Origin of the sequence: Cryobacterium sp. TMS1-20-1 (genome assembly GCF_004402355.1) — a bacterium.
GTDB lineage: Bacteria > Actinomycetota > Actinomycetes > Actinomycetales > Microbacteriaceae > Cryobacterium > Cryobacterium levicorallinum.
The window spans coordinates 1-21,347 of the sequence record NZ_SOGF01000020.1; the positions used below are offsets into that span (position 1 = coordinate 1).

Below are 21,347 nucleotides of genomic sequence, written 5' to 3' on the forward strand. Positions count from 1 at the left end.
TCACCACCACCGACACCAGCCACACGTACACGGCCAAGGGCACCTACTCCATCGTCCTCACCATCAAATACCACGCCGACTACAGCTTCGGCGACCAAGGCTGGCGCCCAGTCGACGGCACCATCACCATGCCCTCAGCCCCATTCACCGTCATGGCCGCAAACGAATCCACCGTACTCGTCGCCGAAGACTGCCTCACCAACCCCCACGGCCCCGGCTGCTGACCACAGCGGCGCGCCTCCCCCGCCTGACCGTGCAGCGGATGCTCGCCGAGACTGTCCCGGCCAACTCTGGCCGCACGAGACGCCCGAGATGCGAACTCTGGTCCCATCGTTCTTGCGACACGCCATCTTTTGCCCCATGGCGAGGTCGCAAGGGGCTCGCGAAGGGGCCAAAAGTGGCACCTCACGCACGTCGGGCGGGTAGGCAGGCGCACAGCGACGGCGAGACGCCACCGCAACCCACTTGGTGACGACTTGAGATCGGACAGCGCGGCTGCAAACAGCCGACCCGCTAACGGCGCGGGTAGTCCCGGGCCGGGGAGCCCACGTAGAGCTGCTGCGGGCGACCGATTTTGGTGGCCGGATCCTCGTTCATTTCACGCCAGTGCGCGACCCAGCCAGGCAACCGACCGATCGCGAAGAGCACGGTGAACATGCGGGTCGGAAAGCCCATCGCCTTGTAGATGACGCCGGTGTAGAAGTCGACGTTGGGGTACAGACGACGTTCCTTGAAGTAGTCGTCGCTCAGCGCAATGTGCTCGAGTTCCTGCGCGATGTCGAGCAGGTCGTCCTTGACGCCGAGAGCCGCGAGCACCTCGTGGGCGCTCTCCTTGACCAGGGTGGCGCGCGGGTCGTAGTTCTTGTAGACCCGGTGGCCGAAGCCCATCAGCTTCACGCCGTGCTCTTTGTTCTTGACGCGTTCGACGTACTTCTCGACGCCCTGACCGGATGCCTGGATCTCGCCGAGCATCGCGAGCACTGCTTCGTTGGCGCCACCGTGCAGCGGACCGAACAGGGCGTTGATACCGGCCGAAACGGACGCGAACAGGTTGGCCTCGGTCGAACCGACCAGGCGCACCGTCGAGGTGCTCGCGTTCTGCTCGTGGTCTTCGTGCAGCATGAGCAGGCGTTCAAGCGCCTTGCTGACGACCGGGTTGACCTCGTACGGTTCGGCCATGTTGCCGAAGTTGAGCTTGAGAAAGTTGTCGACGAAGCTCAGCGAGTTATCGGGGTAGAGAAACGCCTGCCCAATGCTCTTCTTGTGCGCGTAGGCGGCCATGACCGGCAGTTTGGCCAGCAGACGGATGGTCGAGATCTCGACCTGCTCCGGATCCTTCGGGTCGAGCGAGTCCTGATAGAACGTCGACAGTGCCGAGACGCCGGACGCGAGAACGCTCATCGGGTGGGCCTTGTGCGGCAGGGAGTCGAAGAAGCGGCGCATGTCTTCGTGCAGAAGAGTGTGGTGACGGATGCGATCGTCAAAGTTGGCGAGTTCACTCGCGCTGGGCAGCTCACCGTAGATGAGCAGCCAGGCCGTCTCGAGAAAGTTCGAGTTCTTGGCGATCTGTTCGATCGGATACCCGCGATAGCGCAGGATGCCGGCATCGCCGTCGATGTAGGTGATCGCGGAGCGGGTGGCCGCCGTGTTCACGAAGCCGTAGTCCAGCGTGGTGAGACCGGTCTTCTTGGTCAGGGTTGAGATGTCGATGCTCGACACGCCGTCCACGCTGGTCAGGATCGGGAACTCTGCGCTGCCGCCGGGAAAGGTAAGCGTGACCTTGTTGGGGTCAGCGCTCATCGGTTCGCCGGTTGTAATGTGCTGCGCAACGTCGGTCACGGAACCTCCTCGGGTCTCACTGACGGATGAAATGTGGCGACGCGTCACTGAGTCGGCACTTTAACTTACTGCCGTGGTCGACTCCGCCGCGACTACAGCCTAATCCGCCCGGCCGCCTACTGTTGCATCAGCTAAGAGTTCGGGCGGTTCGTTGGTGATCATCCACAGCTCAGGCGCGCAAGCGAGCGGCAGCTGCGGCGATGCGTTCGTCGGTCGCGGTCAGCGAGAACCGTATGTGCTCGGGGTAGACGTCACCATAGAACGGGCCGGGGCCGGCGAGGATCCCGAGGGAGGCCATCCGTTCGATGGATTGCCAGGCTGGTCGACCCTCGGTCGCCCACAGATACAGGCCGGCTTCGCTGCGGTCGATTCGAAAACCGGCCTGTTCGAGCGCCGGCCGGAGCACAGCACGGCGCGCTCGATAGCGTTCCTTTTGCGCGGCGACGTGCTCGTCGTCGCCGAGGGCAGCGATCATGGCAGCCTGCAGCGGTGCCGGCAGCATGAGTCCGGCGTGCTTGCGCACGGTGAGCACCCGGCCCAGCACGTCGCTGTCACCGGCAGCGAAGGCCGCACGGTACCCGGCCATGTTGGACTGTTTGCTCAGAGAATAGATCGCGACGACCTTGCGCTGATCCCCCTCGATGACGCGGGGGTCGAGAATGCTCGGGATCGGTTCGGTGTCATACGGGGCGTCCCAGCCGAGTTCGGCGTAGCACTCGTCGTTCACGATCACGGCGTCGAGTTCGCGCGCGCGGTCGACGGCGGCGCGCAGCTCGCCGACCGAGAGCACCCGCCCGTCGGGGTTGCCCGGGCTGTTCAGCCAGATCAACTTGGTCGAGTCCGGCCATTCGGCAGGGTCGTCGGCGGCCAAGGGCGTGGCGCCCGCGATCGCGGCGCCGATCGCATAGGTCGGGTAGGCGGCAAGCGGATGCACGATCGTGTCACCCTCGCCGACGCCGAGCATGAACGGCATGAGCGCGACGAGTTCCTTGGAACCGATCGTGGGCAGCACGTTGTTCGACTCCAGGCCGGTCACCCCGCGGCGCCGGGCATACCAGGCGATGATCGCCTGCTGCAGGGCGGGCGTGCCGACGGTCTGCGGGTAGGCGTGGGCATCCGTCGCCGCGCGCAGCGACTGCTGCACCACGTGGGGCGTTGCATCGACCGGCGAACCGATCGACAGGTCGACGATTCCATCGGGGTGCTGCCGGGCCTGAGCGGCAAACGGCACCATCTGGTCCCAGGGGTAATCCGGGAGCGGCTTCAGCACGAAGACCGCTTAGTGCTGAACCTGCGGCGGCAGCGCGGAGATGACGGGGTGGTCCTTGGCGAGCACGCCGACCTTGGCCGCGCCGCCCGGGGAGCCGAGGTCGTCGAAGAATTCGACGTTGGCCTTGTAGTAGTCGGCCCACTGTTCGGGCAGGTCGTCTTCGTAGTAGATGGCCTCGACCGGGCAGACCGGCTCGCAGGCGCCGCAGTCGACGCACTCATCGGGGTGAATATAGAGGGAGCGTTCGCCNGGTGAATATAGAGGGAGCGTTCGCCCTCATAAATGCAGTCCACCGGGCATTCGTCGATGCAGGCACGATCTTTCACATCGACGCACGGAAGAGCGATCACATACGTCACAGGCTTGGGATTCCCTTCGAGAGCGGACTCCTGATTCTACGCCCCACCGCCCTGGTGCGGCGCCCGGAGGCGCGGCGGCAGCTTCGGCCAGGCCAGCACAAAGGCCGCGATCAATGCCGGAACCACGGTCCACAAGGTTCCCGACAAACCCGCAGGCACGAGCACCGACCCCCCGGAACCGCGCAGCGACAGCACGAAAATGGTCACCAGCAGCCCGGTAGCGGCCAGCCCGACGACGAACCGGTCGCCGATCACGAGGCGCAGGCCGAGCAACAGCGCAGCGATCGCCACGAACGCGATCGTCAGTCCGATCGGCAGCGCGATGCCGAACAGCGTGAGCGTGGCCTGGTGCGCGATGGTTCCCAACACACCAAAGAGGATGCCCACGAGCAGGCCGCCGAGGCCGGCCAGCGATCGGTTCGCGAGAGTGAGGCGAGCCGGCCGGGAGGCGAGCTGCGGCGGGGCGGGGTGAGGGGCATTCGTTTGCAGAAACGTTTCGGTGTCGGTGATCACGTCGGTCGTGCCGTCGACCAGGTCGCGCCTATGGTCGGTGACGTTCCAGCGCGCGGGAAAATGCGCCAGCGCCCGCAGCTTCTGCTCGAGCTGAGCGCCCACGTCGATCGCCACGAGGCGCTGTCCGGGCGATTGTCGCACCGTGCGGGCCAGAAACACGGGCAGGCCGGCCGCGTGTGCGGCCACGGTCGCGGCGTCGCGCAGAACATCGTCAACGGCGCCGACGACTAGGGCGGTCGCACCGAGTTCATCGATTTCGTTGTGCAGAGCGCTGCTGGGCTCCAGCCCGCGCGGCAGCTCATGCCAGCTGCGCGCGCTAAGCGCGGCCAGCGCGGCCTGCACCGCTGCGGCATCCGTTTCGGTCAGCGTTGTGGCGTAGAGCACGACGACCCTCGCCCCGTCGGCGCGCAATCGGGCAATCGTGCCGCCGGTCAGCGCGGATTCGTCGCCCGGTCGGTCATGCACGAACAGGATCCGCTCACCGCTGCCGGACATGACCATGGGCGCACGCACCGTTTCTGCTCTGCTGGCTATTGATTACGGGCTCAGAATCCAATCGTAACTAGACACGGTCACGATCCACGGGCTAGAGTCAAATTCGGTAAGGTTAGCCTTACCAAAATCGACGCCCGAACCCGACGAGGAACCCCTGTGCTCGCAAACTACCTGATCGGCCTGCGCGAAGGCCTTGAGGCCGCGCTGATCGTGACAATTCTCATCGCCTACGTCGTGAAAATCGGTCGACGTGACGTGCTGCCGCGCATCTGGCTCGGTGTGGCCCTGGCCGTACTGCTCGCCCTTGGCATCGGCGCGCTGCTGACCTTCGGCACCTACGGGCTGTCGTTCACCGCACAGGAGACCATCGGCGGCGTGCTCTCGATCGTCGCGACCGGGCTGGTGACCTGGATGGTGTTCTGGATGCTGCGCACCGCACGCGATCTCAAGGGCCACCTGCAGGGCAACATCGACAAACACCTCGTCGGTGCAGGCCTCGGACTCGTGCTCGTGGCATTCCTTGCCGTCGGCCGGGAGGGCATCGAAACGGCCCTGTTCATCTGGGCGGCCGTGCAGGCCACCGGCGCCACGACCCTGCCGTTGTTCGGTGCTGCGCTCGGTATCCTGACGGCAATCGGCCTCGGCGCTCTGATCTACGCCGGCATGCTCAAGATCAACCTGGCGAAGTTCTTCACCTATACCGGTGCCATCCTCATCGTCGTGGCGGCTGGTGTGCTTTCCTACGGCGTGCACGACCTGCAGGAGGCCGGCCTACTGCCCGGGCTGCACGCCCTCGCCTTCAATGTGAGCGCCGCCGTGCCCCCGGACAGCTGGTACGGCACGCTGCTCAAGGGCACCCTGAACTTCTCCCCCGCCACCACCTGGCTGGAGATGTTCGCCTGGCTGGCCTATGCCGTGCCCACCCTGACGGTGTTCATCAGAAAGAGCCGTCACGGCCGCCCGAGCGCCCGCCCGGCCCTGGCTCTACCGACCGCACCGGCGACCACGCCCGTCGCCGCGCACTAACTCTTCTCGCCCAGCTCAAAGGATCTCCATGCCCCGTGTCTTACGTTCCGCCAGCCTGCTCGGCCTCGGCGTTCTCGGTATCGGCCTGCTGAGCGGCTGCGTCGCCAACAGCCCGGCGGCCACCCACACCGCGCTCACGGTGGACAGCAGCGCGACCGACTGCGCGGTGAGCGCGAACGAGGCGCCGGCCGGCAGCATCCGTTTCTCGGTCACCAATTCCGGTGACCAGGTGACCGAGTTCTACCTGCTGGCCGCAGACGGCCTGCGCATCGTGGGTGAGGCGGAGAATATCGGTCCAGGACTCACCCGCGACCTGGTCGTGCAGCTCGCCGAGGGCAGCTACTTCACCGCCTGCAAACCGGGCATGACCGGCGACGGCGTCGGCAAGGCCGAGTTCACCGCCACCAAAACGGATGCCGCCGCCACCGTCGACGTTGACCTCGTCACCCAGATCGACACCTCGAACACCAACTACGCCTCCTACGTCAGCGACCAGATCGACCAGCTCGTCACCGGCACCGACGCGTTCGCCGCCGCTTATTCAGCCGGGGACGACGACACCGCCCGCAGCCTGTACGCCTCCACCCGGGTGCACTGGGAGCGCGTCGAAACCATCGCCGAATCGTTCGGCGACCTCGACCCCAAGCTCGACCTGCGCGAAGCTGACCTCGAAGAGGGCCAAAACTGGACCGGCTGGCACGCCATCGAGAAGGATCTCTGGCCGCAAGACGCTGAGGCGGGTTTCGTGGCCTACACCGCCGAAAAGCGCGCGGCGCTCACCGAGCAGCTCGTCGCCGACACCGCCACCCTGCACGAGAAGGTGCAGGGCCTCACGTTCACCCTGTCGCAGCAGACCAACGGGGCCATCGGTCTGCTCGACGAGGTCGCCACCGGCAAGGTCACCGGCGAGGAAGAAGCCTGGTCGCACACCGACCTCTGGGATTTTCAGGCCAACGTCGACGGCGCCAAAGTGCTTTACGACGGGGTGCGACCGATACTGCTCAAAACGGATGCCGACCTGGCCGCTTCGCTCGACACCGAGTTCGGTTCGCTGCAGACACTGCTCGACGCCCAACGCGTTGATGAGGGCTTCAGGCTCTACACCGACCTCACTCCGGCCGAGATTCGCGCCCTCGCCGATCAGGTCAACGCGCTCGGCGAGCCGCTCAACCAGCTCACGGCCGCGCTCGTGTTGTGACGGGCTGGACCCGTTCTAAGCGGGCAGAATCCGGCGAAGCCGGGTCCACCGAACCGGCCGGCACCGCACGAGGCCTCTCCCGGCGCGGGCTACTCGGCCTCGCCGGGGCCAGCGTCGCCGGCATCGGGCTGGGCGCAGCCGGGGACCGGGTGGCGCTGGCGGCGTCGGTGTCGCCGGGTGAGGCATCCGTTTCGGCGGTCTACCCGTTCCATGGCAACCACCAGGCCGGCATTGTCACGCCCGCCCAGGATCGCCTGCACTTTGCCGCGTTCGACGTCTCGGCGGGCGTGACGCGAGCCGAGCTGATCGAGCTGCTCCAGGACTGGACGGTCGCGGCGGCCGCGATGTGCGCCGGAGCGGATATCGGCGAGTACGGCGCCGTCAGCGGCCCCTACGATGCCCCACCCGAGGACACCGGTGAGGCGCAGGGGCTGCCCACGGCCGGCCTCACGATCACGTTCGGCTTCGGTCCGACCCTGTTTGAAACAGCGGATGGCGTCGATCGCTTCGGCATCGCTGCTCGCCGCCCGGCCGATCTGACGCCGCTTCCGCACTTTCCCGGGGACGACCTCGATGTCGGGCGCAGCGGCGGAGACCTGTGCATCCAGGCCTGTTCCAATGATCCGCAGGTGGCCGTGCACGCCATTCGTAATCTGTCCCGCATCGCCTTCGGCCGGGCGGCTCTGCGCTGGTCCCAGCTCGGATTCGGACGCACCTCATCGACATCAACGGCCCAGGCCACCCCGCGCAACCTGTTCGGATTCAAGGACGGTACCGCCAACATTAAGGCCGAGGAGCCCGCGGTCGTCACCGACCAGGTCTGGGTGTCCGCGGACGACGGACCCGCCTGGCTGGCCGGCGGCTCCTACCTGGTGGCGCGGCGCATCCGGATGACCATTGAAACCTGGGATCGCACGATTCTTCGCAAGCAGGAGGCGGTGTTCGGCCGCACCAAGGGTGCCGGTGCTCCGCTGTCAGGCGGAACCGAGTTCAGCGAGCCAGATTTCACTCTGGCCGGCCGCGAGAATGAACCGCTCATCGGTGCTGCAGCCCACGTGCGGCTCGCGCATCCGACCCAGAACCACGGCATGAAGCTGCTGCGTCGTGGCTACAACTTCGTCGACGGCAACGATGACCTGGGGCGGCTCGAGGCCGGTCTTTTCTTCATCAGCTTTCAGCGGTCTCCGGCACAGTTCACCGCGGTGCAGCTCAACCTGGCCAAGCACGATTCGCTCAACGAGTACATTCGGCACGTCGGGAGCGCGCTGTTCGCGGTGCCGGCCGGGGCAAGCGCAGGGAGCTACGTGGGCGTGGCTCTGTTCGCCTAAAAGGACTCAAAGACAAGAGACTCAAAGACGCAAAAATGCAATGACGCAAAGAGTGGGTGCTCAACCAGGCCGTGAGTTTTCTGGGCCATTTGAGCGATTCTTGGGGCCGAGATTCACGCGTCGGCGAGGATTAATGCGAGAAGCCCCCGCAGCCGAGGCTGCGGGGGCTTCTGCGAGAAAGCAGGTGCGAGTTAGTTCGCGTCCATCTTCTTCACGCGCGAAACCTGGCGCGAGCGAGCGGATGCGGTGAGCTCGACCTTGCGAATACGCACGGCGGCGGGGGTGACCTCGACGCACTCGTCTTCACGGGCGAATTCGAGGCACTGCTCGAGCGAGAGCTGCTTGGGCGGTGTCATCGACTCGAACGTGTCGGAGCTGGACTGACGCATGTTGGTCAGTTTCTTTTCCTTGGTGATGTTCACGTCCATGTCGTCGGCGCGCGAGTTCTCGCCGATGACCATGCCTTCGTAGACCTCGGAGGTCGGCTGCACGAAGAACGACATGCGCTCCTGCAGGTTGATGATCGCGAACGGGGTGACCGCTCCCGAACGGTCGGCCACGATGGAACCGTTCGTGCGGGTGTTGATGGTGCCAGCCCAGGGCTCGTAGCCGTGCAGGATCGCGTTGGCGATACCGGTACCGCGCGTGTCGGTGAGGAACTGCGTGCGGAAGCCGATCAGGCCGCGCGATGGAACGATGAATTCCATGCGAACCCAGCCGGTGCCGTGGTTCGCCATGTTCTCCATGCGACCCTTGCGGGCGGCGAGCAGCTGCGTGATGGCGCCGAGGTACTCTTCCGGAGCGTCAATGGTGAGGTGCTCGAAGGGCTCGTGTACCTTGCCGTCGACGCGCTTCACAACTACCTGCGGCTTGCCGACGGTGAGCTCGAAGCCCTCACGACGCATCTGCTCGACCAGGATGGCGAGGGCCAGTTCTCCACGACCCTGAACCTCCCAGGCGTCCGGGCGTCCGATGTCGACGACCTTGAGCGAGACGTTACCGACGAGTTCGCGGTCGAGGCGGTCCTTGACCATGCGGGCGGTGAGCTTGTGGCCCTTGACCTTGCCCATGAGCGGCGAGGTGTTGGTTCCGATGGTCATCGAGATGGCCGGGTCGTCAACCGTGATGGTCGGCAACGGGCGCACGTCGTCGGGGTCGGCGAGGGTCTCACCAATGGTGATGTTCTCGATACCGGCCACGGCCACGATGTCGCCGGGGCCGGCGCTCTCGGTCGGGTAGCGGTCCAACGCCTTGGTGATGAGCAGCTCGGTGATCTTCACGTTGCTGACGGTGCCGTCCTGCTGCACCCAAGCCACGGTCTGGCCCTTCTTGATGGTGCCCTGGAAGATGCGCAGCAGCGCGAGGCGGCCGAGGAACGGCGAAGCGTCGAGGTTGGTGACGTGCGCCTGAAGCGGGTGCGTGTCATCGTAGGTCGGTGCCGGAATGTGCTTGAGGATCGCATCGAACAGCGGCTCAAGGTCATCGTTGTCGGGCAGCGTACCGTCTTCGGGCTTGTTCCAGCTGGCAGCACCGTTACGACCGGACGCGTAGACGACGGGCACGTCGAGGACGGCGTCGAGGTCGAGGTCGGGAAAGTCGTCGGCCATGTCGCTCGCGAGGCCGATGAGCAGGTCCTGGCTTTCGGCCACGACCTCATCGATGCGCGCGTCGGGACGGTCGGTCTTGTTGACCAGGAGGATGACGGGAAGCTTGGCCTCCAGCGCCTTACGGAGCACGAAGCGGGTCTGCGGCAGCGGGCCCTCGGAAGCGTCAACCAGCAGAACAACACCGTCGACCATGGACAGGCCACGTTCGACCTCACCACCGAAGTCAGCGTGGCCCGGGGTGTCGATCACGTTGATGGTGATGGGCCCCTCGGTGGCGTGGATGCCCTTGTACGAGACCGCCGTGTTCTTGGCGAGAATCGTGATGCCCTTTTCGCGCTCGAGTTCATTCGAGTCCATCGCGCGCTCTTCAACGTGTGAGTGGTCTGCAAAGGAGTCGGTCTGCTTGAGCATCGCGTCAACCAGCGTTGTCTTACCGTGGTCAACGTGAGCAACGATTGCAACATTTCGGAGGTTATTGCGTGTAGCAATCGCCATAAAAATAGATCCTTACGAAGAATGAGTGCCGCAGAGTCTCGCGCGCGACGAAGAATGGATACCAGGGGTCATAATGTGACCCAAAGTACTATCCTACCGTATTATTTGGCCCCAACTGGTGGGGCTCACACAGCTAGACGTCGTTGCCCGCGGCCAGCAACTCGCGGCGCAGCTCCCGCCGGGCACGCTGTTCGGTAGGATCCGGGATCGGCACGGCGGCCAGCAGACGCTGGGTATACGGGTCCTTCGGGTAGCGCAGAATCTCATCTCGCGTACCGGTTTCCACGATGCGACCGTGGTGCATCACCGCGATGCGATCGGCGAGCACGTCGATGACGGCGAGGTCGTGCGTGATGAACAGGCAGGCGAAATTCATCTGCTTCTGCAGCGACTGAATCAAGTCGAGTACGCGCGCCTGCACCGACACGTCGAGGGCACTGGTCGGCTCATCGGCAATGAGCACCTTGGGTTCAAGCGAGAGAGCGCGGGCGATGCCGACGCGCTGCTTCTGCCCGCCGGAAAGTTCGTGCGGAAACCGGCTGCGGTAGGCGCGCGGCAGCTCAACGCTGTCGAGCAGCCGCTCGACCTGTGCGCTCAGGGCCGCCCCCTTGAGTCCCTTCGCCAGCTTGAGCGGTTCTCCGATGCTGTCACCGATGGGCATCCGAGGGTTCAGGGAGGAGGACGGGTCCTGAAATACGATTCCGACACTCTTATGCAGTCGGCGAATCTCGTCGCGGCTGGCCTTCGAGATATCCTGGCCGGCCACGTGCAGCTGGCCGTCCGTAATGGGCAGCAGCGCGATCGCTGCACGGCCGAGCGTGGTCTTGCCGGAGCCGGACTCCCCCACCAGCCCGAGCACCTCCCCCTGACGCACGAACAGGTTGACCTTATCGACGGCGCGGAACGCCGCGACGCGACCGTGCTTGGGATACTCGATGACCACATCGTCGAACTTGACGACCACCTCGCGGCTGTCACGTCGCGCAGCGGTCGCCGCCTCATTCGCCAGACGCTCATTGACCTCGATGCGCGCGGCCAGGACCGCGTCGACGACGATGTCGGTGCCGATGGCGAGCGCCGCGGTCATATCGATCGCGTCGTCTCCGCGCTGCCCGAGGTGCGGAACGGCCTGAAGCAGGGCGATCGTGTACGGGTGGGTCGGTTCGTTGAAGATCTGGTCGACCGTGCCGCGCTCGACGATGACACCGCGACGCATGACGGCGATGTCATCGGCCAGGTCGGCCACGACGCCCATGTCATGGGTGATCAGAAGGATGGCGCTGTCGAGGCGATCGCGCAGGCTGCGGAGGAGGTCGAGAATCTCGGCCTGCACCGTCACGTCGAGGGCGGTCGTTGGCTCGTCGGCGATGAGCAGTTGCGGATCGCAGGAGATCGACTGCGCGATCATGGCCCGCTGGCGTTGCCCGCCAGACAGTTGATGCGGATAGGAGTTGAAGGCTTTCAGCGGATCTGGCAGCTCGACCATGTCGAGCAGTTCCAGAGCGCGCGTCTTAGCCTGGGAGGGCGACATGCCGAAGTGGGCCCGCAGGGTTTCAATGATCTGAAATCCGATCGTATAGACCGGGTTGAGCGCCGTCATCGGCTCCTGGAAGATCATGGCGATCTGACCGCCACGCACCTTGTGCATCTGCGCGGGCTTCAGCCCCATGAGTTCGCGGCCGCTGAGCTTGACACTGCCGGAAATGCGGCTGTTCTCGGGCAGCAGATCCAGAATGGCCATGGAGCTCGCACTCTTGCCCGAGCCAGACTCGCCGACAATGGCGAGCACCTTGCCACGCTCGATCGAGTAGTTCAGTTTGAGCGCGGCCGGCACCCAGACATTGTCCACGCCGAAGTGCACGGTGAGGTCGCTGACCTGCAGCACCGGACCGGAGGATGGGGGCGTCACCTGGTCGGTCATGAAGTCCTGCTTTCGTCGATCCTGCTGCTCGTACGGTGGCTGCCACCAAAATCTGGCAGCATGGCTGCATGCCAGACCCGGATGTCTTCTACTCGCGGTTCAATCGCGTCATCGCCGCCATCTTCGCCGCGGGGGCCGCACTGAGCGCGCTGAGCCTGTTCCTGCTGCCGACCGCGTCGAACCGCGCTCTGGTCGTTCCGGCCCTGTTCGTGATGCTGTTCGTCTGGGAGGTACTCTGGCGGCCCGACCTGCGGGTGAGTGATACCGCCGTGACCATTCGCAATCCGCTGCGCACCATCGTGGTGCCGTGGGCGGCTCTCGTGCACGTCGATACCAAGTTTGCACTCACCCTGTACACGCCCGGAAAGAAGTTCGCGGTCTTCTGCGCCCCAGCTCCTGGTCGGAGCCTGACCAGTGCCGGGCGCCGCAAAACCACCGACCCCGTACCCTATGTCAGCGGCTCCCCGCGGCCCGGCGACCTGCCGGGGAGTGAGTCCGGCGAGGCGGCGCAACTGGTGCGCTCGCGCTGGGACGCGCTGCAAAAGAGTGGCCGGGTCGATGGCGGCCTCGCGGCCCAGACTCCCGTTACGGTCGTCTGGGCCTGGGGTCGTGCGGGCGTGCTTGCAGCCGTCGCTGCGGCATCCATTGTCGCTCTTCTTCTGGCCTGAGCGCAGCACCGGCGTGCCCGTGATCGGCATCACGGTTCGCGCTCCAGTTCCGGTTCGGGCTGGGTTTCGCGCATCTTGCTGAGCTTGAACCTGCGGTGGCGCGGGTCGAAAGCATCGCGCAAACCATCGCCGACAAAGTTGACCAGCAGCGCCAGTGACACGATGAACGCACCGGGCCACCAAAACAGCCACGGCCGAGTCTGGAACGCCGACTGGTTGGAGCTGATCAGCAGTCCCAGCGACACGTCGGGAGAGCGGATGCCGTAGCCAAGAAAGCTCAGCGCTGTCTCGAGCAGAATGGCCGAGGCCATAATGAGCGTCGCCGACACGATGACCACGCCCATGGCATTAGGAAGGATGTGCTTGAAAATAATGCGCGCGTCGGACGCCCCGGCGACCCGGGCTGCCTCGACGAACTCACGTTCGCGCAGTGACAGGAACTCACCGCGCACCAGCCGGGCAATGCCCATCCAGGAGAAGAACCCCAGCATGATCGCCAGAACCGGGGCACCCAGGCTGCCGAACCATTGGCCGACGACCGAGCCGATCACGAGCGCGGGAATCACGATGAAGACGTCCGTGATGCGCATCAACACGGCATCGACCATGCCGCGGTAATAGCCGGCGACGGCCCCGACCACCACGCCCAGAACGGTTGCGATGAGGCCCAGAACGACCATGACGAGCGCGGAGTTTTGAATACCCCGCATGGTCATGGCGAAGTAGTCCTTGCCGATGCGGTCTTGACCGAACGGATGTTCCCCGAGGGAAACACCGTCGCCGCCGAGAAACTGCGGCACGAGCGAGAGCGTGGGGTCGCCCCCGTTCATCTGCGGGTTGAGTTCTTTAAACCCGAACTTCCACCAGCCGGAAATCGGACCAATGCCGATAGCAGAAAAGGAGAACAAGATGATGACGAGAAGAATGATGATCGACGCCACGGCGACCTTGTTGCCGATAAATCGGCGCCAAATCAGGCGGCCTTGACTCTCGGGTACCGAACTCGCCGCGGCGAGTTCGTCGGCAGGGATTTCGGTGGGCGACGGGGTAGGCCCCGAACCAATTGGTGTGGACATTTAACGGATCCTCACTCTCGGGTCGAGCCCGGCATAGGCCATGTCGGCCAGAAAATTGAAGGTGATCGCCATCGCGGCGACGATGAGAAAATAGCCCATCACCGGATTGAGGTCACCCCGAAACAAGCCGGCGTTGAACAGGCTGCCCATGCCGGGAATGGCGAAGATCCGTTCGGTGATGATTGCGCCACCGAGCAGGGCCCCGACATCAAAAGCGACGAGAGTCGTCAGCGGGATGAGCATGTTCCGGAACGCGTGCCGCACGATCACCGTGCGCTCCGGAAGCCCCTTGGCGCGCGCGGTACGGATGTAATCGAGACTGAGCACCTCGAGCATGCCGGCGCGGGAATACCGGGTGTACCCGGCGAAGGAAATCAGCAAGAGGGCAATAATTGGCAGGGTGAGGTGGACAAACGTGTCGAGGCCAGCGAGCCACACGTCCCCGGACAGTCCCGGAGTCTTTGAACCCACGGTGGCGATCGGGCGCCCGTTGGTCGCCGTCAGGAGGGCACCCCAGGACTGCATGAACCGGTCAACCAGCACGACCGCGCCGGAAAAGAGCGCGGTAACGAGACCGACGCGCATATTCTGGCCGCGATCATAGCCACCGGCCAGAAAGCCGCTGACCAACCCGAACGCGATCGTGGCGAGTGCGAGAATGAACAGCGTTCCGGCGCTCGAAACGTCGAATAGGGGCTGGAGCACAAAATACGCTGCGATAGCGACCGCAGCGTTGATACCGGCGGTAATCAGTGCCCGACGGTTGCGCAGTCCGGCCAGCAGGGTCGCCGCACCGAGGGCGATCGCCGCGACCAGCAGGATGACCGGGATCGGCCCCAGGCCCGGATTCATAAACCAGCCCGTCGCGCTCATCAGGAGCAGCACCCCGGACGTAGCCAGCCCCGACACCAGGAAAACCACCAGTCGACGCCGGCGGTCACCGCCGAGCAGTGACTGCCAGATGGCACCGACGACGAGGCCGATCACCACCAGTGCTCCAGCGCCGATAACAGGATCACGGAGAAAGTCGTTGAAGCCGATGGCGATGAACTCTTTCAGGAGCACGGCGACCAGGAATACGGGCAACGAGTACAGGAAGAAGCTGACGAAGGTGACGGTGTTGTCGAGGCCACTGTACTGACGCAGCGCGGTGATGATGCCGATCGTGACACCGAGCAAAATAGCGAGCACAAGGGCGAAAGTGACCAGCTGCACGGTGGCGGCCAAAGCATTGGGGAGAATATCGACGACCTGGGCGTTCGAGATCGTCGACCCCAGGTCGCAGGCATTGGCGAAGGGGATCGCGCACTTGGCGACGCCGCCGAGCCAGAGCACCCAGCGAAGAGGCGGCGGCACGTCGAGGTCGAGAAGCGCAACCCGGGCATCGATCAGCTGCTGTTTATTGGGAGAGTTGCTGCCTTCCAGATCTTGCAGCGGTTGCGCCGAATAGCCGACCATGACGTACATCAGAAACGATGCGGCGATCAGGATGAGAATGGAAACGAGAATTCGTCTCAGGATGAAGCTCACCATGCCGGGGCTACCTCACTGTAGGAGTTGGTTCGGACTGCTGGACTGCCACAATGTGACTCAGAACGGATGCCGCCAAACCCGCGAGTTGGGCTCCTGAGCAAACCCAGGAGCCCAACTCGCGATCGGGCTAGGACATTCGACCTAGCTATTTACTGACGGACCATTCCCAGAAGTTCCAGAACGGACCGGTCTGGTTGCCCATGTACTCCACGCCGCTCACGCGCTTGGAGACTCCGAACACGCCGGGCAGCTGGAACAGCGGCAGTCCATAGGCATCCGTGAACATCTGCTTGTCCATGCGCTTCTCGATGGCGATCAGTTCATCGGGATCGAGAGTCGTCTGGGACAGGATGGCGTCATCGTTGGTGCCCTCGTACTGGTTGTAGTTTCCACCGCCGTCGGTCGAGAAAATCTGTGCAATGCCGGCAGAGCCGACGCCGGGGCTGATCCAGCCGAAGATGGAGGCGTCATAGTCACCGCCCTCGAGCAGGGAACTCCAGTCGGGTGAACCCGCATCGACAACCGTGATCCCAGCCTTGGCGGCTGATTCCTGAATGGCCTGGAACTCATCGACCCGGTTGGGGTTGTTGGTGTTGTAAAGAATGCGCACCGAGGGGGTGGCACCGGCGAGAAGCTCCTTCGCGCCCTCAATGTCAACCTCGTCATAAGCGCTCGAGCCATTGTTGGCCACCGAATCGTCATAGGGCTCGTTGGCCGGAACCCAGATCTGCGAGTTCAGCACCTTGGCGTCGGCGTTGACCGGCGTCACGATGGAGTCGAGGATCTGCTGGCGCGGGACCGTTTTGAGGAATGCTTGTCGCACCTTGATGTCGGCGAAGACCGGCTGGTCGAAACGCAGGTCGAGGTGGTCATAAGAGACCTGGTCGCCGGTGAGGACGTCGGCACCGGTGTTCTCAAGGGCGGTCAGCGTGTCAGCGGATGCCTGCGGGTTGATGATGTCGACTTCACCGTTCTGCAATGCCGTCACCTGGGCGTTCGCGTCAGGAATGACGCGCAAGATCAGCTTGTCGATCTTCGGCAGCATCCCACCGACATAGAACTCGTTGCGCTCCATCGTGAACGACTGGCCGGGGGTCCAGCCCGTCGGCACCAGGGGACCGCTCGACACGAGGAGGTCGGGGTCGGTCGGGAACGCCGTCACGTCGTAGCCAGTGTTCACAAAGTCAGCCGCGGCCTTCAACGTGGCGTTGGGGTCGACCGGGGACGCCGGGTCGCCCTTCGGAAGGCCCTTGAGCAGTTCGGTCAGTTCGGTGGCCGAGCCGAGCCCGGCCTTCTTGGCCACAATGTGGGCGGGTTGGGCGATCGGGTTGACCAGCTCCCAGTCGACGTAGGGAGTGTCGTAGACCAGGGTCATCGAAAGGTTATCCTCGCTGACCTCGGGGAATGCCGTGGTGTCGAGGCCGGCGGTGCTGGCAGCGATCTCAAAATACGTGGTGCCGGTGGCGACTTCTCCGGTGGCCTCATCGACGGTCGAGTCGTTGTAGTAGCCGGCACCGATAGCCCAAGCGAGCACCATATCATCGGCGGTCACGGGCTCTCCGTCTGACCATTTGTTCTCAGGATTGAGCGTGTACGTGACCGTCTGCGGGTCGTCACTGGTCTTCTCAAAGGTGCCGAATTTCTCTTCGCGCACGATATTGAACTCGTTGTCAACGTAGGAGAAAGCCGACGCGTAGTTGCCCATGAGGTAACCGACTTGTCCGTTGGTGTCGAGGTTGGACTGTGGAGTCTGACCATTGAAGGACGTGAAGTCGTTGACCACCGCGACCGTGACGGTACCACCGCTAGCCGCGGCATCCGTGTTGGTGGCGGTGCTGCCGGTAGTGGTGCAGGCGGTCAAGACGAGGGCAGATACACCGAGAACGGCGACCCCGATGAGCTTTTTCCTGAACAGTTTTCCTCTAATGGACAAGATTCCTCCTGAGCGAAGTGATTGTCGGTCCACGGCGAGGGGCCGCGAGTCGATCGTGGTTTGACTCGACCCTAGAGAGGTATCAACGGCGGTGACAAGCAAATGCTCGAACTGTTATGAAAAGGAACCATTGTTTTTCGTCCAAGTCGGGAATTTTGCATGAAACCTGCGCTCACACGCCCGTCAAGCTAAGATTCACCCGTTTACGGGAAAAAATTCGCCGATTGGCAGTAACGGCGGGGACCGCTCTGGCCGATACGGCGCCCCCACAACACTGCGGGCCCGACGGGGATCGATCCCCGTCGGGCCCGCATCGTGCACACCGATCAGCTACCGCCCGAACTCGAAGTTTGCTCCGGGGATTGCCGCCAGCAGTTCCTGCGTGTACACCTCACGCGGGTTGTCGAACACGTCGTCGGTCGATGCCGCCTCGACGATGCGCCCTTTCTGCATGACGCAGACATTGTCGGCGACCAGGCGCACCACGGCGAGGTCGTGCGTAATGAACAGGTAGGTCAGGCCAAGCTCCGTCTGCAGCTCGGTGAGCAGGTTCAGGATCTGACCCTGCACGAGCACATCGAGCGCGGAGACGGCCTCGTCGAGCACGAGCACGTCGGGCTTCAACGCCAAGGCGCGGGCAATCGCGATGCGTTGGCGCTGGCCGCCAGAGAGTTCGCTCGGGTACCGAAACTGGGTCGACGCGGGCAGTGACACCTGATCGAGGAGCTGCAGCACGCGCTTCTGCCGTTCCCGTTTGGTGCCCACTTTGTGCGCGAGCAGCGGCTCGGCGATGGTGTTTCCCACGTTGTACTGCGGGTCGAGCGAACCGTACGGGTCCTGGAACACGGGCTGCACGCGGCGGCGGAAGTTCAGCAGCTCCTTGCCTTTCAACCCGGCAACGTCGCGCCCCTCGAATTCAATCCGCCCGCTGGTGAGGCTCTCCAGCTGCAGAATGAGCTTGGCCACGGTGGACTTGCCCGAACCGGACTCCCCCACGATCGCCGTGGTGGTGCCCTTCTTCACCCCGAACGACACCTCGTTCACGGCGAGCAGCTCGTCGAAACGCAGCCCGGACTTACGGATGCGGTACATCTTGGTGATGCCCTCGACCGAGATGAGGTCTTTGCCCGACGCTGCCAGTTCACGGTCGGTGGCGCGCCGAATCAGCGCGGTGTCCGTTCCGCCGGCCGAGAAGATTTCGGTCGCCGGGGCATCCTCATTCTTCTTCGCCTGAATGCGCCGCGAGGCGAGGCTCGGAGCGGCCGCCACCAGACGCTGGGTGTACGGGTGCTGCGGGTTGGCGAGGATCTCCTGCGACGGCCCGGACTCGACGATCTTGCCCTTGTACATGACCACGAGCTGTTCGGCCCGCTCGGCCGCGAGGCCGAGGTCGTGGGTGATGAACAGAACGCTCGTGCCGTAGTCCCGGGTGAGGGTGGCGAGGTGGTCGAGGATCTGGCGCTGCACGGTGACATCGAGCGCACTGGTCGGCTCGTCGGCGATGAGCAGTTTCGGCCGAGCCGACAGCCCAATGCCGATGAGCACACGCTGACGCATGCCGCCGGAGAATTGGTGCGGATACTGCTTGAGCCGGTCGGCGGCATCCGCCAGACCCGCCTCCTGCAGCACTTCAATGGTGCGCGCCTTCAGTGGCTTGCCGCGTAGGCCGCTGTTGGCCTTGATGGCTTCGGACACCTGAAAGCCGATGTTCCACACCGGGTTGAGGTTACTCATCGGGTCCTGCGGAACGTAGCCGATCTCGCGGCCGCGCACGATTTGCATCTCGGTGGCGTTCAGGGTGGTCAGGTCGCGACCCTCGAACAGGATCTGGCCGCCGGTCACCTGGCCGGTGCCGGCCAGCAGCTTGATGATCGCCTGCGCCGTCGTGGTCTTGCCCGAACCGGACTCCCCCACGATCGCGAGGGTCTGGCCGGGGTAGAGCGTGAAGCTGACGCCGCGCACGGCGGGCACGATGCCGCGCTGGGTGCGGAAGCCGACCTCGAGATCGCGGATCTCCAGGAGCGGTTCAGAGTCGGCGGAAGGAGTCTGGTTCACGGTTTCGGTCACTAACTGGGTCATCGGCGTGCCCTCGCCTGGGGGTCGAGCGCGTCGCGGAGCACGTCACCGAGCATGAGGAACGCCAGCACGGTCAGGGAGAGCGCGATCGAGGGATACAGCAGCACCTGCGGGCTCGTACGAATGGATGTCTGCGCTTCGCCGATATCGCGTCCCCACGACATTGTGCCCGGCCCGAGGCCGATACCGAGGAACGAGAGCGTGGCTTCGGCAACGATGAACGTGCCGAGTGAGACCGTCGCGATGACGATCACGGGGGCGATGGCGTTGGGAACCACGTGGCGCACCAGAATCTTGAACTTGGACACGCCGAGTGCGACCGACGCCACCACGTAGTCCGAGTTTCGCGCGGTCAGCACGGCGCCGCGCATGATGCGGGCGACCTGCGGCCAGGCGAAGATCGAGATGACGAGCGCGATGACCACCGGGGTGCGATCGGGCAGCACCGAGAGCAGCACGATGGCGCCGAGCACGGTCGGAACGGCGAAGAAGATGTCGCCGATGCGCGAGACGATGGCGTCGAGGAAACCGCCGTAGTAGCCGGCGAGGGCACCGACGATGAGGCCGAACAGAGTCACGATCGCCGCAGCCAACATGCCGACGGTTACCGAGGCGCTGGTGCCGAAGATGATTCGGGCATAGACGTCGCAGCCCTGGAAGGTGAAGCCGAGCGGATGCCCCGACTGCGGCCCCCCGTTGCTGTCCGACAGCTGGCACTGCGTCGGCGACACCGACGAGAACCATCCGGGAACCAGCGCCACCAAGACGATGAGCAGGATGAGTCCGGAAGAGATCCAGAAGGCGGGCCGACGACGCATCGCGTCCCAGGCATCCGCCCAGGTGCTGCGCGCTTTCGCGGTCTCGTCGAGGTGGTCGATGGCTACGAGCGGGGTGTCTTCGAGCGCTGCAACGAAGTGCGGCTGCGCGCCCTGGTTCTTACTTGGCATAACGGATCCTTGGGTCCAGAGCTGCGTACAGCAGATCGACGAGCAGGTTGGCGAGCACGAAGATCACCACCATGACGGCGATGAACGACACCACGGTCGGTCCTTCGCCGAGGCGAATGGCCTTGAAGACGGTTCCACCGACCCCATTGATATTGAAGATTCCCTCGGTGACGATGGCACCGACCATGAGCGAGCCAATGTCGACACCGAGAAAGGTGATCACTGGTACGAGCGAGTTGCGCAGCACGTGCACGGTCACGACGCGGGGGCGGGACAGCCCCTTCGCTGTGGCGGTGCGCACAAAGTCGGCGTTGAGGTTGTCGGACACGCTGGCCCGGGTGAGGCGCACAATATAGGCAAACGAAACGGATGCCAGCACCAGCGCTGGCAAAATCAGTTCGTCGATCGGCGCAGCCCCACTGACGGTCGTGCGGGCCCAGCCCAGTTGCACGCCGAAGACGAACTGCAGCACGAAGCCGATCACGAAGGTCGGCACGCTGATCAGCAGCAGGCTCACGACGAGGGCGCTGGCATCGAAAAGCTTGCCCTTGCGGAGCCCGGCGATGAGGCCGACGAGGATGCCGAAGAAGGCTTCGAAGGCGAGAGCGAGCATGGCCAGTCGGGCCGTGATCGGGAACGCGGAGGCCATTACGTCGGAGACGGAGCGACCGGAATAGGTCGTTCCGAGGTCACCCTGGAAGAAGTTGCCAATGTAGAGCAGGTATTGCACGAAAAACGGCTTGTCGAGGTTGTACTCGGCGCGAATTTGGGCAATAACGGCGTCCGACGGGGGACGTTCGCCGTAGAGGGCAGCGATGGGATCTCCGGGGAGGGAGAACACCATGAAGTAGATGAGAAACGTGGCGCCGAAGAACACGGGGATCATCTGGAGCAGACGTTTGCCGGTATACCAGAGCATCAGCTACCCGTCGGCGCAGTTGACACGGTGCAGATTGGCACGGGTGAAGTCGAGTGCATGAAAGATTCGCAATCATTAAGCGGAACTCGAGAGGCCCGGGGAATGACCCCCGGGCCTCTCGTAACGACGAACTAGGAACGAACT

At 64.2% G+C, this 21,347-nt stretch carries 15 protein-coding genes and 2 pseudogenes; 5 read left to right on the forward strand and 12 right to left on the reverse strand.

What is annotated here, in order from left to right; all coding sequences use genetic code 11:
• Nucleotides 1–224: pseudogene (locus E3O45_RS17450) on the forward strand (hypothetical protein); the annotation flags it as partial.
• 289 nt (nucleotides 225–513) lie between these two features.
• Here E3O45_RS17450 and E3O45_RS04170 read toward each other — a convergent pair.
• The 4 genes and pseudogenes from E3O45_RS04170 to E3O45_RS04185 all read right to left on the reverse strand — a co-directional run bounded on the left by E3O45_RS04170 (nucleotide 514) and on the right by E3O45_RS04185 (nucleotide 4,482).
• Nucleotides 514–1,800 carry a citrate synthase gene (locus tag E3O45_RS04170; protein ID WP_134442015.1) on the reverse strand — a complete coding sequence of 429 codons (1,287 nt, stop codon included), beginning with the start codon at nucleotides 1,798–1,800 and terminating at the stop codon, nucleotides 514–516.
• A gap of 208 nt (nucleotides 1,801–2,008) precedes the next feature.
• Nucleotides 2,009–3,109 (reverse strand): succinyldiaminopimelate transaminase, encoded by a 1,101-nt coding sequence (gene dapC, locus E3O45_RS04175; protein ID WP_304988985.1) that lies wholly within the window; start codon nucleotides 3,107–3,109, stop codon nucleotides 2,009–2,011.
• A 9-nt stretch (nucleotides 3,110–3,118) separates the two neighbouring features.
• Nucleotides 3,119–3,468: pseudogene (gene fdxA / locus E3O45_RS04180) on the reverse strand (ferredoxin).
• Nucleotides 3,469–3,504: 36 nt separating this feature from the next.
• Nucleotides 3,505–4,482 carry a hypothetical protein gene (locus E3O45_RS04185; protein WP_134441988.1) on the reverse strand — a complete coding sequence of 326 codons (978 nt, stop codon included), beginning with the start codon at nucleotides 4,480–4,482 and terminating at the stop codon, nucleotides 3,505–3,507.
• A 150-nt stretch (nucleotides 4,483–4,632) separates the two neighbouring features.
• On the opposite strand from E3O45_RS04185, the gene efeU reads away from it, so the two are divergent.
• From efeU to efeB, 3 genes are read left to right on the forward strand one after another with little or no spacing between them, the layout of a single operon-like run.
• Nucleotides 4,633–5,502: an iron uptake transporter permease EfeU gene (efeU, locus tag E3O45_RS04190; RefSeq protein ID WP_134441990.1), complete on the forward strand. Its 870-nt coding sequence runs from the start codon at nucleotides 4,633–4,635 to the stop codon at nucleotides 5,500–5,502.
• A 28-nt stretch (nucleotides 5,503–5,530) separates the two neighbouring features.
• Complete coding sequence (gene efeO / locus E3O45_RS04195; protein ID WP_134441991.1) at nucleotides 5,531–6,700, forward strand: iron uptake system protein EfeO; 1,170 nt, start codon at nucleotides 5,531–5,533, stop codon at nucleotides 6,698–6,700.
• Nucleotides 6,697–8,028, forward strand: a complete 1,332-nt coding sequence (gene efeB, locus E3O45_RS04200; RefSeq protein WP_134441993.1) for an iron uptake transporter deferrochelatase/peroxidase subunit — start codon at nucleotides 6,697–6,699, stop codon at nucleotides 8,026–8,028. The genes efeO and efeB overlap by 4 nt, the downstream gene beginning before the upstream one ends.
• Before the next feature lie 191 nt (nucleotides 8,029–8,219).
• Here efeB and typA read toward each other — a convergent pair whose 3' ends face one another.
• Both typA and E3O45_RS04210 read right to left on the reverse strand, forming a co-directional pair.
• Nucleotides 8,220–10,130 (reverse strand): translational GTPase TypA, encoded by a 1,911-nt coding sequence (gene typA, locus E3O45_RS04205; RefSeq protein ID WP_092450276.1) that lies wholly within the window; start codon nucleotides 10,128–10,130, stop codon nucleotides 8,220–8,222.
• A 133-nt stretch (nucleotides 10,131–10,263) separates the two neighbouring features.
• A complete protein-coding gene (locus E3O45_RS04210) occupies nucleotides 10,264–12,051 on the reverse strand; it encodes an ABC transporter ATP-binding protein (protein WP_134441995.1) in 1,788 nt (595 codons plus the stop codon).
• A gap of 68 nt (nucleotides 12,052–12,119) precedes the next feature.
• On the opposite strand from E3O45_RS04210, the gene E3O45_RS04215 reads away from it, so the two are divergent.
• The gene (locus E3O45_RS04215) at nucleotides 12,120–12,719 is read left to right on the forward strand and encodes a PH domain-containing protein (RefSeq protein WP_134441997.1); all 600 of its coding nucleotides are present in this window, start codon (nucleotides 12,120–12,122) and stop codon (nucleotides 12,717–12,719) included.
• Between the two features lie 29 nt (nucleotides 12,720–12,748).
• Here the strand turns inward: E3O45_RS04215 and E3O45_RS04220 are convergent, their stop codons facing one another.
• The 6 genes from E3O45_RS04220 to E3O45_RS04245 form a co-directional block, all read right to left on the reverse strand.
• Nucleotides 12,749–13,795 (reverse strand): ABC transporter permease, encoded by a 1,047-nt coding sequence (locus E3O45_RS04220; protein WP_134441999.1) that lies wholly within the window; start codon nucleotides 13,793–13,795, stop codon nucleotides 12,749–12,751.
• On the reverse strand, nucleotides 13,796–15,328 hold the full coding sequence (locus E3O45_RS04225) for an ABC transporter permease (RefSeq protein ID WP_134442001.1): 1,533 nt from the start codon (nucleotides 15,326–15,328) through the stop codon (nucleotides 13,796–13,798).
• A 145-nt stretch (nucleotides 15,329–15,473) separates the two neighbouring features.
• Nucleotides 15,474–17,261, reverse strand: coding sequence for an ABC transporter family substrate-binding protein (locus E3O45_RS04230; RefSeq protein ID WP_134442002.1), 1,788 nt, complete (start codon nucleotides 17,259–17,261; stop codon nucleotides 15,474–15,476).
• 330 nt (nucleotides 17,262–17,591) lie between these two features.
• Nucleotides 17,592–19,340: an ABC transporter ATP-binding protein gene (locus tag E3O45_RS04235; RefSeq protein ID WP_134442004.1), complete on the reverse strand. Its 1,749-nt coding sequence runs from the start codon at nucleotides 19,338–19,340 to the stop codon at nucleotides 17,592–17,594.
• A complete protein-coding gene (locus E3O45_RS04240) occupies nucleotides 19,337–20,284 on the reverse strand; it encodes an ABC transporter permease (protein ID WP_092450294.1) in 948 nt (315 codons plus the stop codon). The genes E3O45_RS04235 and E3O45_RS04240 overlap by 4 nt, the downstream gene beginning before the upstream one ends.
• On the reverse strand, nucleotides 20,274–21,203 hold the full coding sequence (locus tag E3O45_RS04245; RefSeq protein ID WP_134442006.1) for an ABC transporter permease: 930 nt from the start codon (nucleotides 21,201–21,203) through the stop codon (nucleotides 20,274–20,276). Before E3O45_RS04245 ends, E3O45_RS04240 begins: the two co-directional genes overlap by 11 nt.
• Between the last annotated feature and the right edge of the window lie 144 nt (nucleotides 21,204–21,347).

Bases quoted from the DNA above. Each gene is read 5' to 3' on its own strand.
- E3O45_RS04225 (WP_134442001.1), bottom strand. From the start codon at position 15,328: ATGGTGAGCTTCATCCTGAGACGAATTCTCGTTTCCATTCTCATCCTG.
- E3O45_RS04235 (WP_134442004.1), bottom strand. From the start codon at position 19,340: ATGACCCAGTTAGTGACCGAAACCGTGAACCAGACTCCTTCCGCCGAC.
- typA (WP_092450276.1), bottom strand. From the start codon at position 10,130: ATGGCGATTGCTACACGCAATAACCTCCGAAATGTTGCAATCGTTGCT.
- efeO (WP_134441991.1), top strand. From the start codon at position 5,531: ATGCCCCGTGTCTTACGTTCCGCCAGCCTGCTCGGCCTCGGCGTTCTC.
- E3O45_RS04170 (WP_134442015.1), bottom strand. From the start codon at position 1,800: ATGAGCGCTGACCCCAACAAGGTCACGCTTACCTTTCCCGGCGGCAGC.
- E3O45_RS04245 (WP_134442006.1), bottom strand. From the start codon at position 21,203: ATGCTCTGGTATACCGGCAAACGTCTGCTCCAGATGATCCCCGTGTTC.
- E3O45_RS04215 (WP_134441997.1), top strand. From the start codon at position 12,120: ATGCCAGACCCGGATGTCTTCTACTCGCGGTTCAATCGCGTCATCGCC.
- E3O45_RS04210 (WP_134441995.1), bottom strand. From the start codon at position 12,051: ATGACCGACCAGGTGACGCCCCCATCCTCCGGTCCGGTGCTGCAGGTC.
- E3O45_RS04185 (WP_134441988.1), bottom strand. From the start codon at position 4,482: ATGGTCATGTCCGGCAGCGGTGAGCGGATCCTGTTCGTGCATGACCGA.
- E3O45_RS04220 (WP_134441999.1), bottom strand. From the start codon at position 13,795: ATGTCCACACCAATTGGTTCGGGGCCTACCCCGTCGCCCACCGAAATC.
- E3O45_RS04240 (WP_092450294.1), bottom strand. From the start codon at position 20,284: ATGCCAAGTAAGAACCAGGGCGCGCAGCCGCACTTCGTTGCAGCGCTC.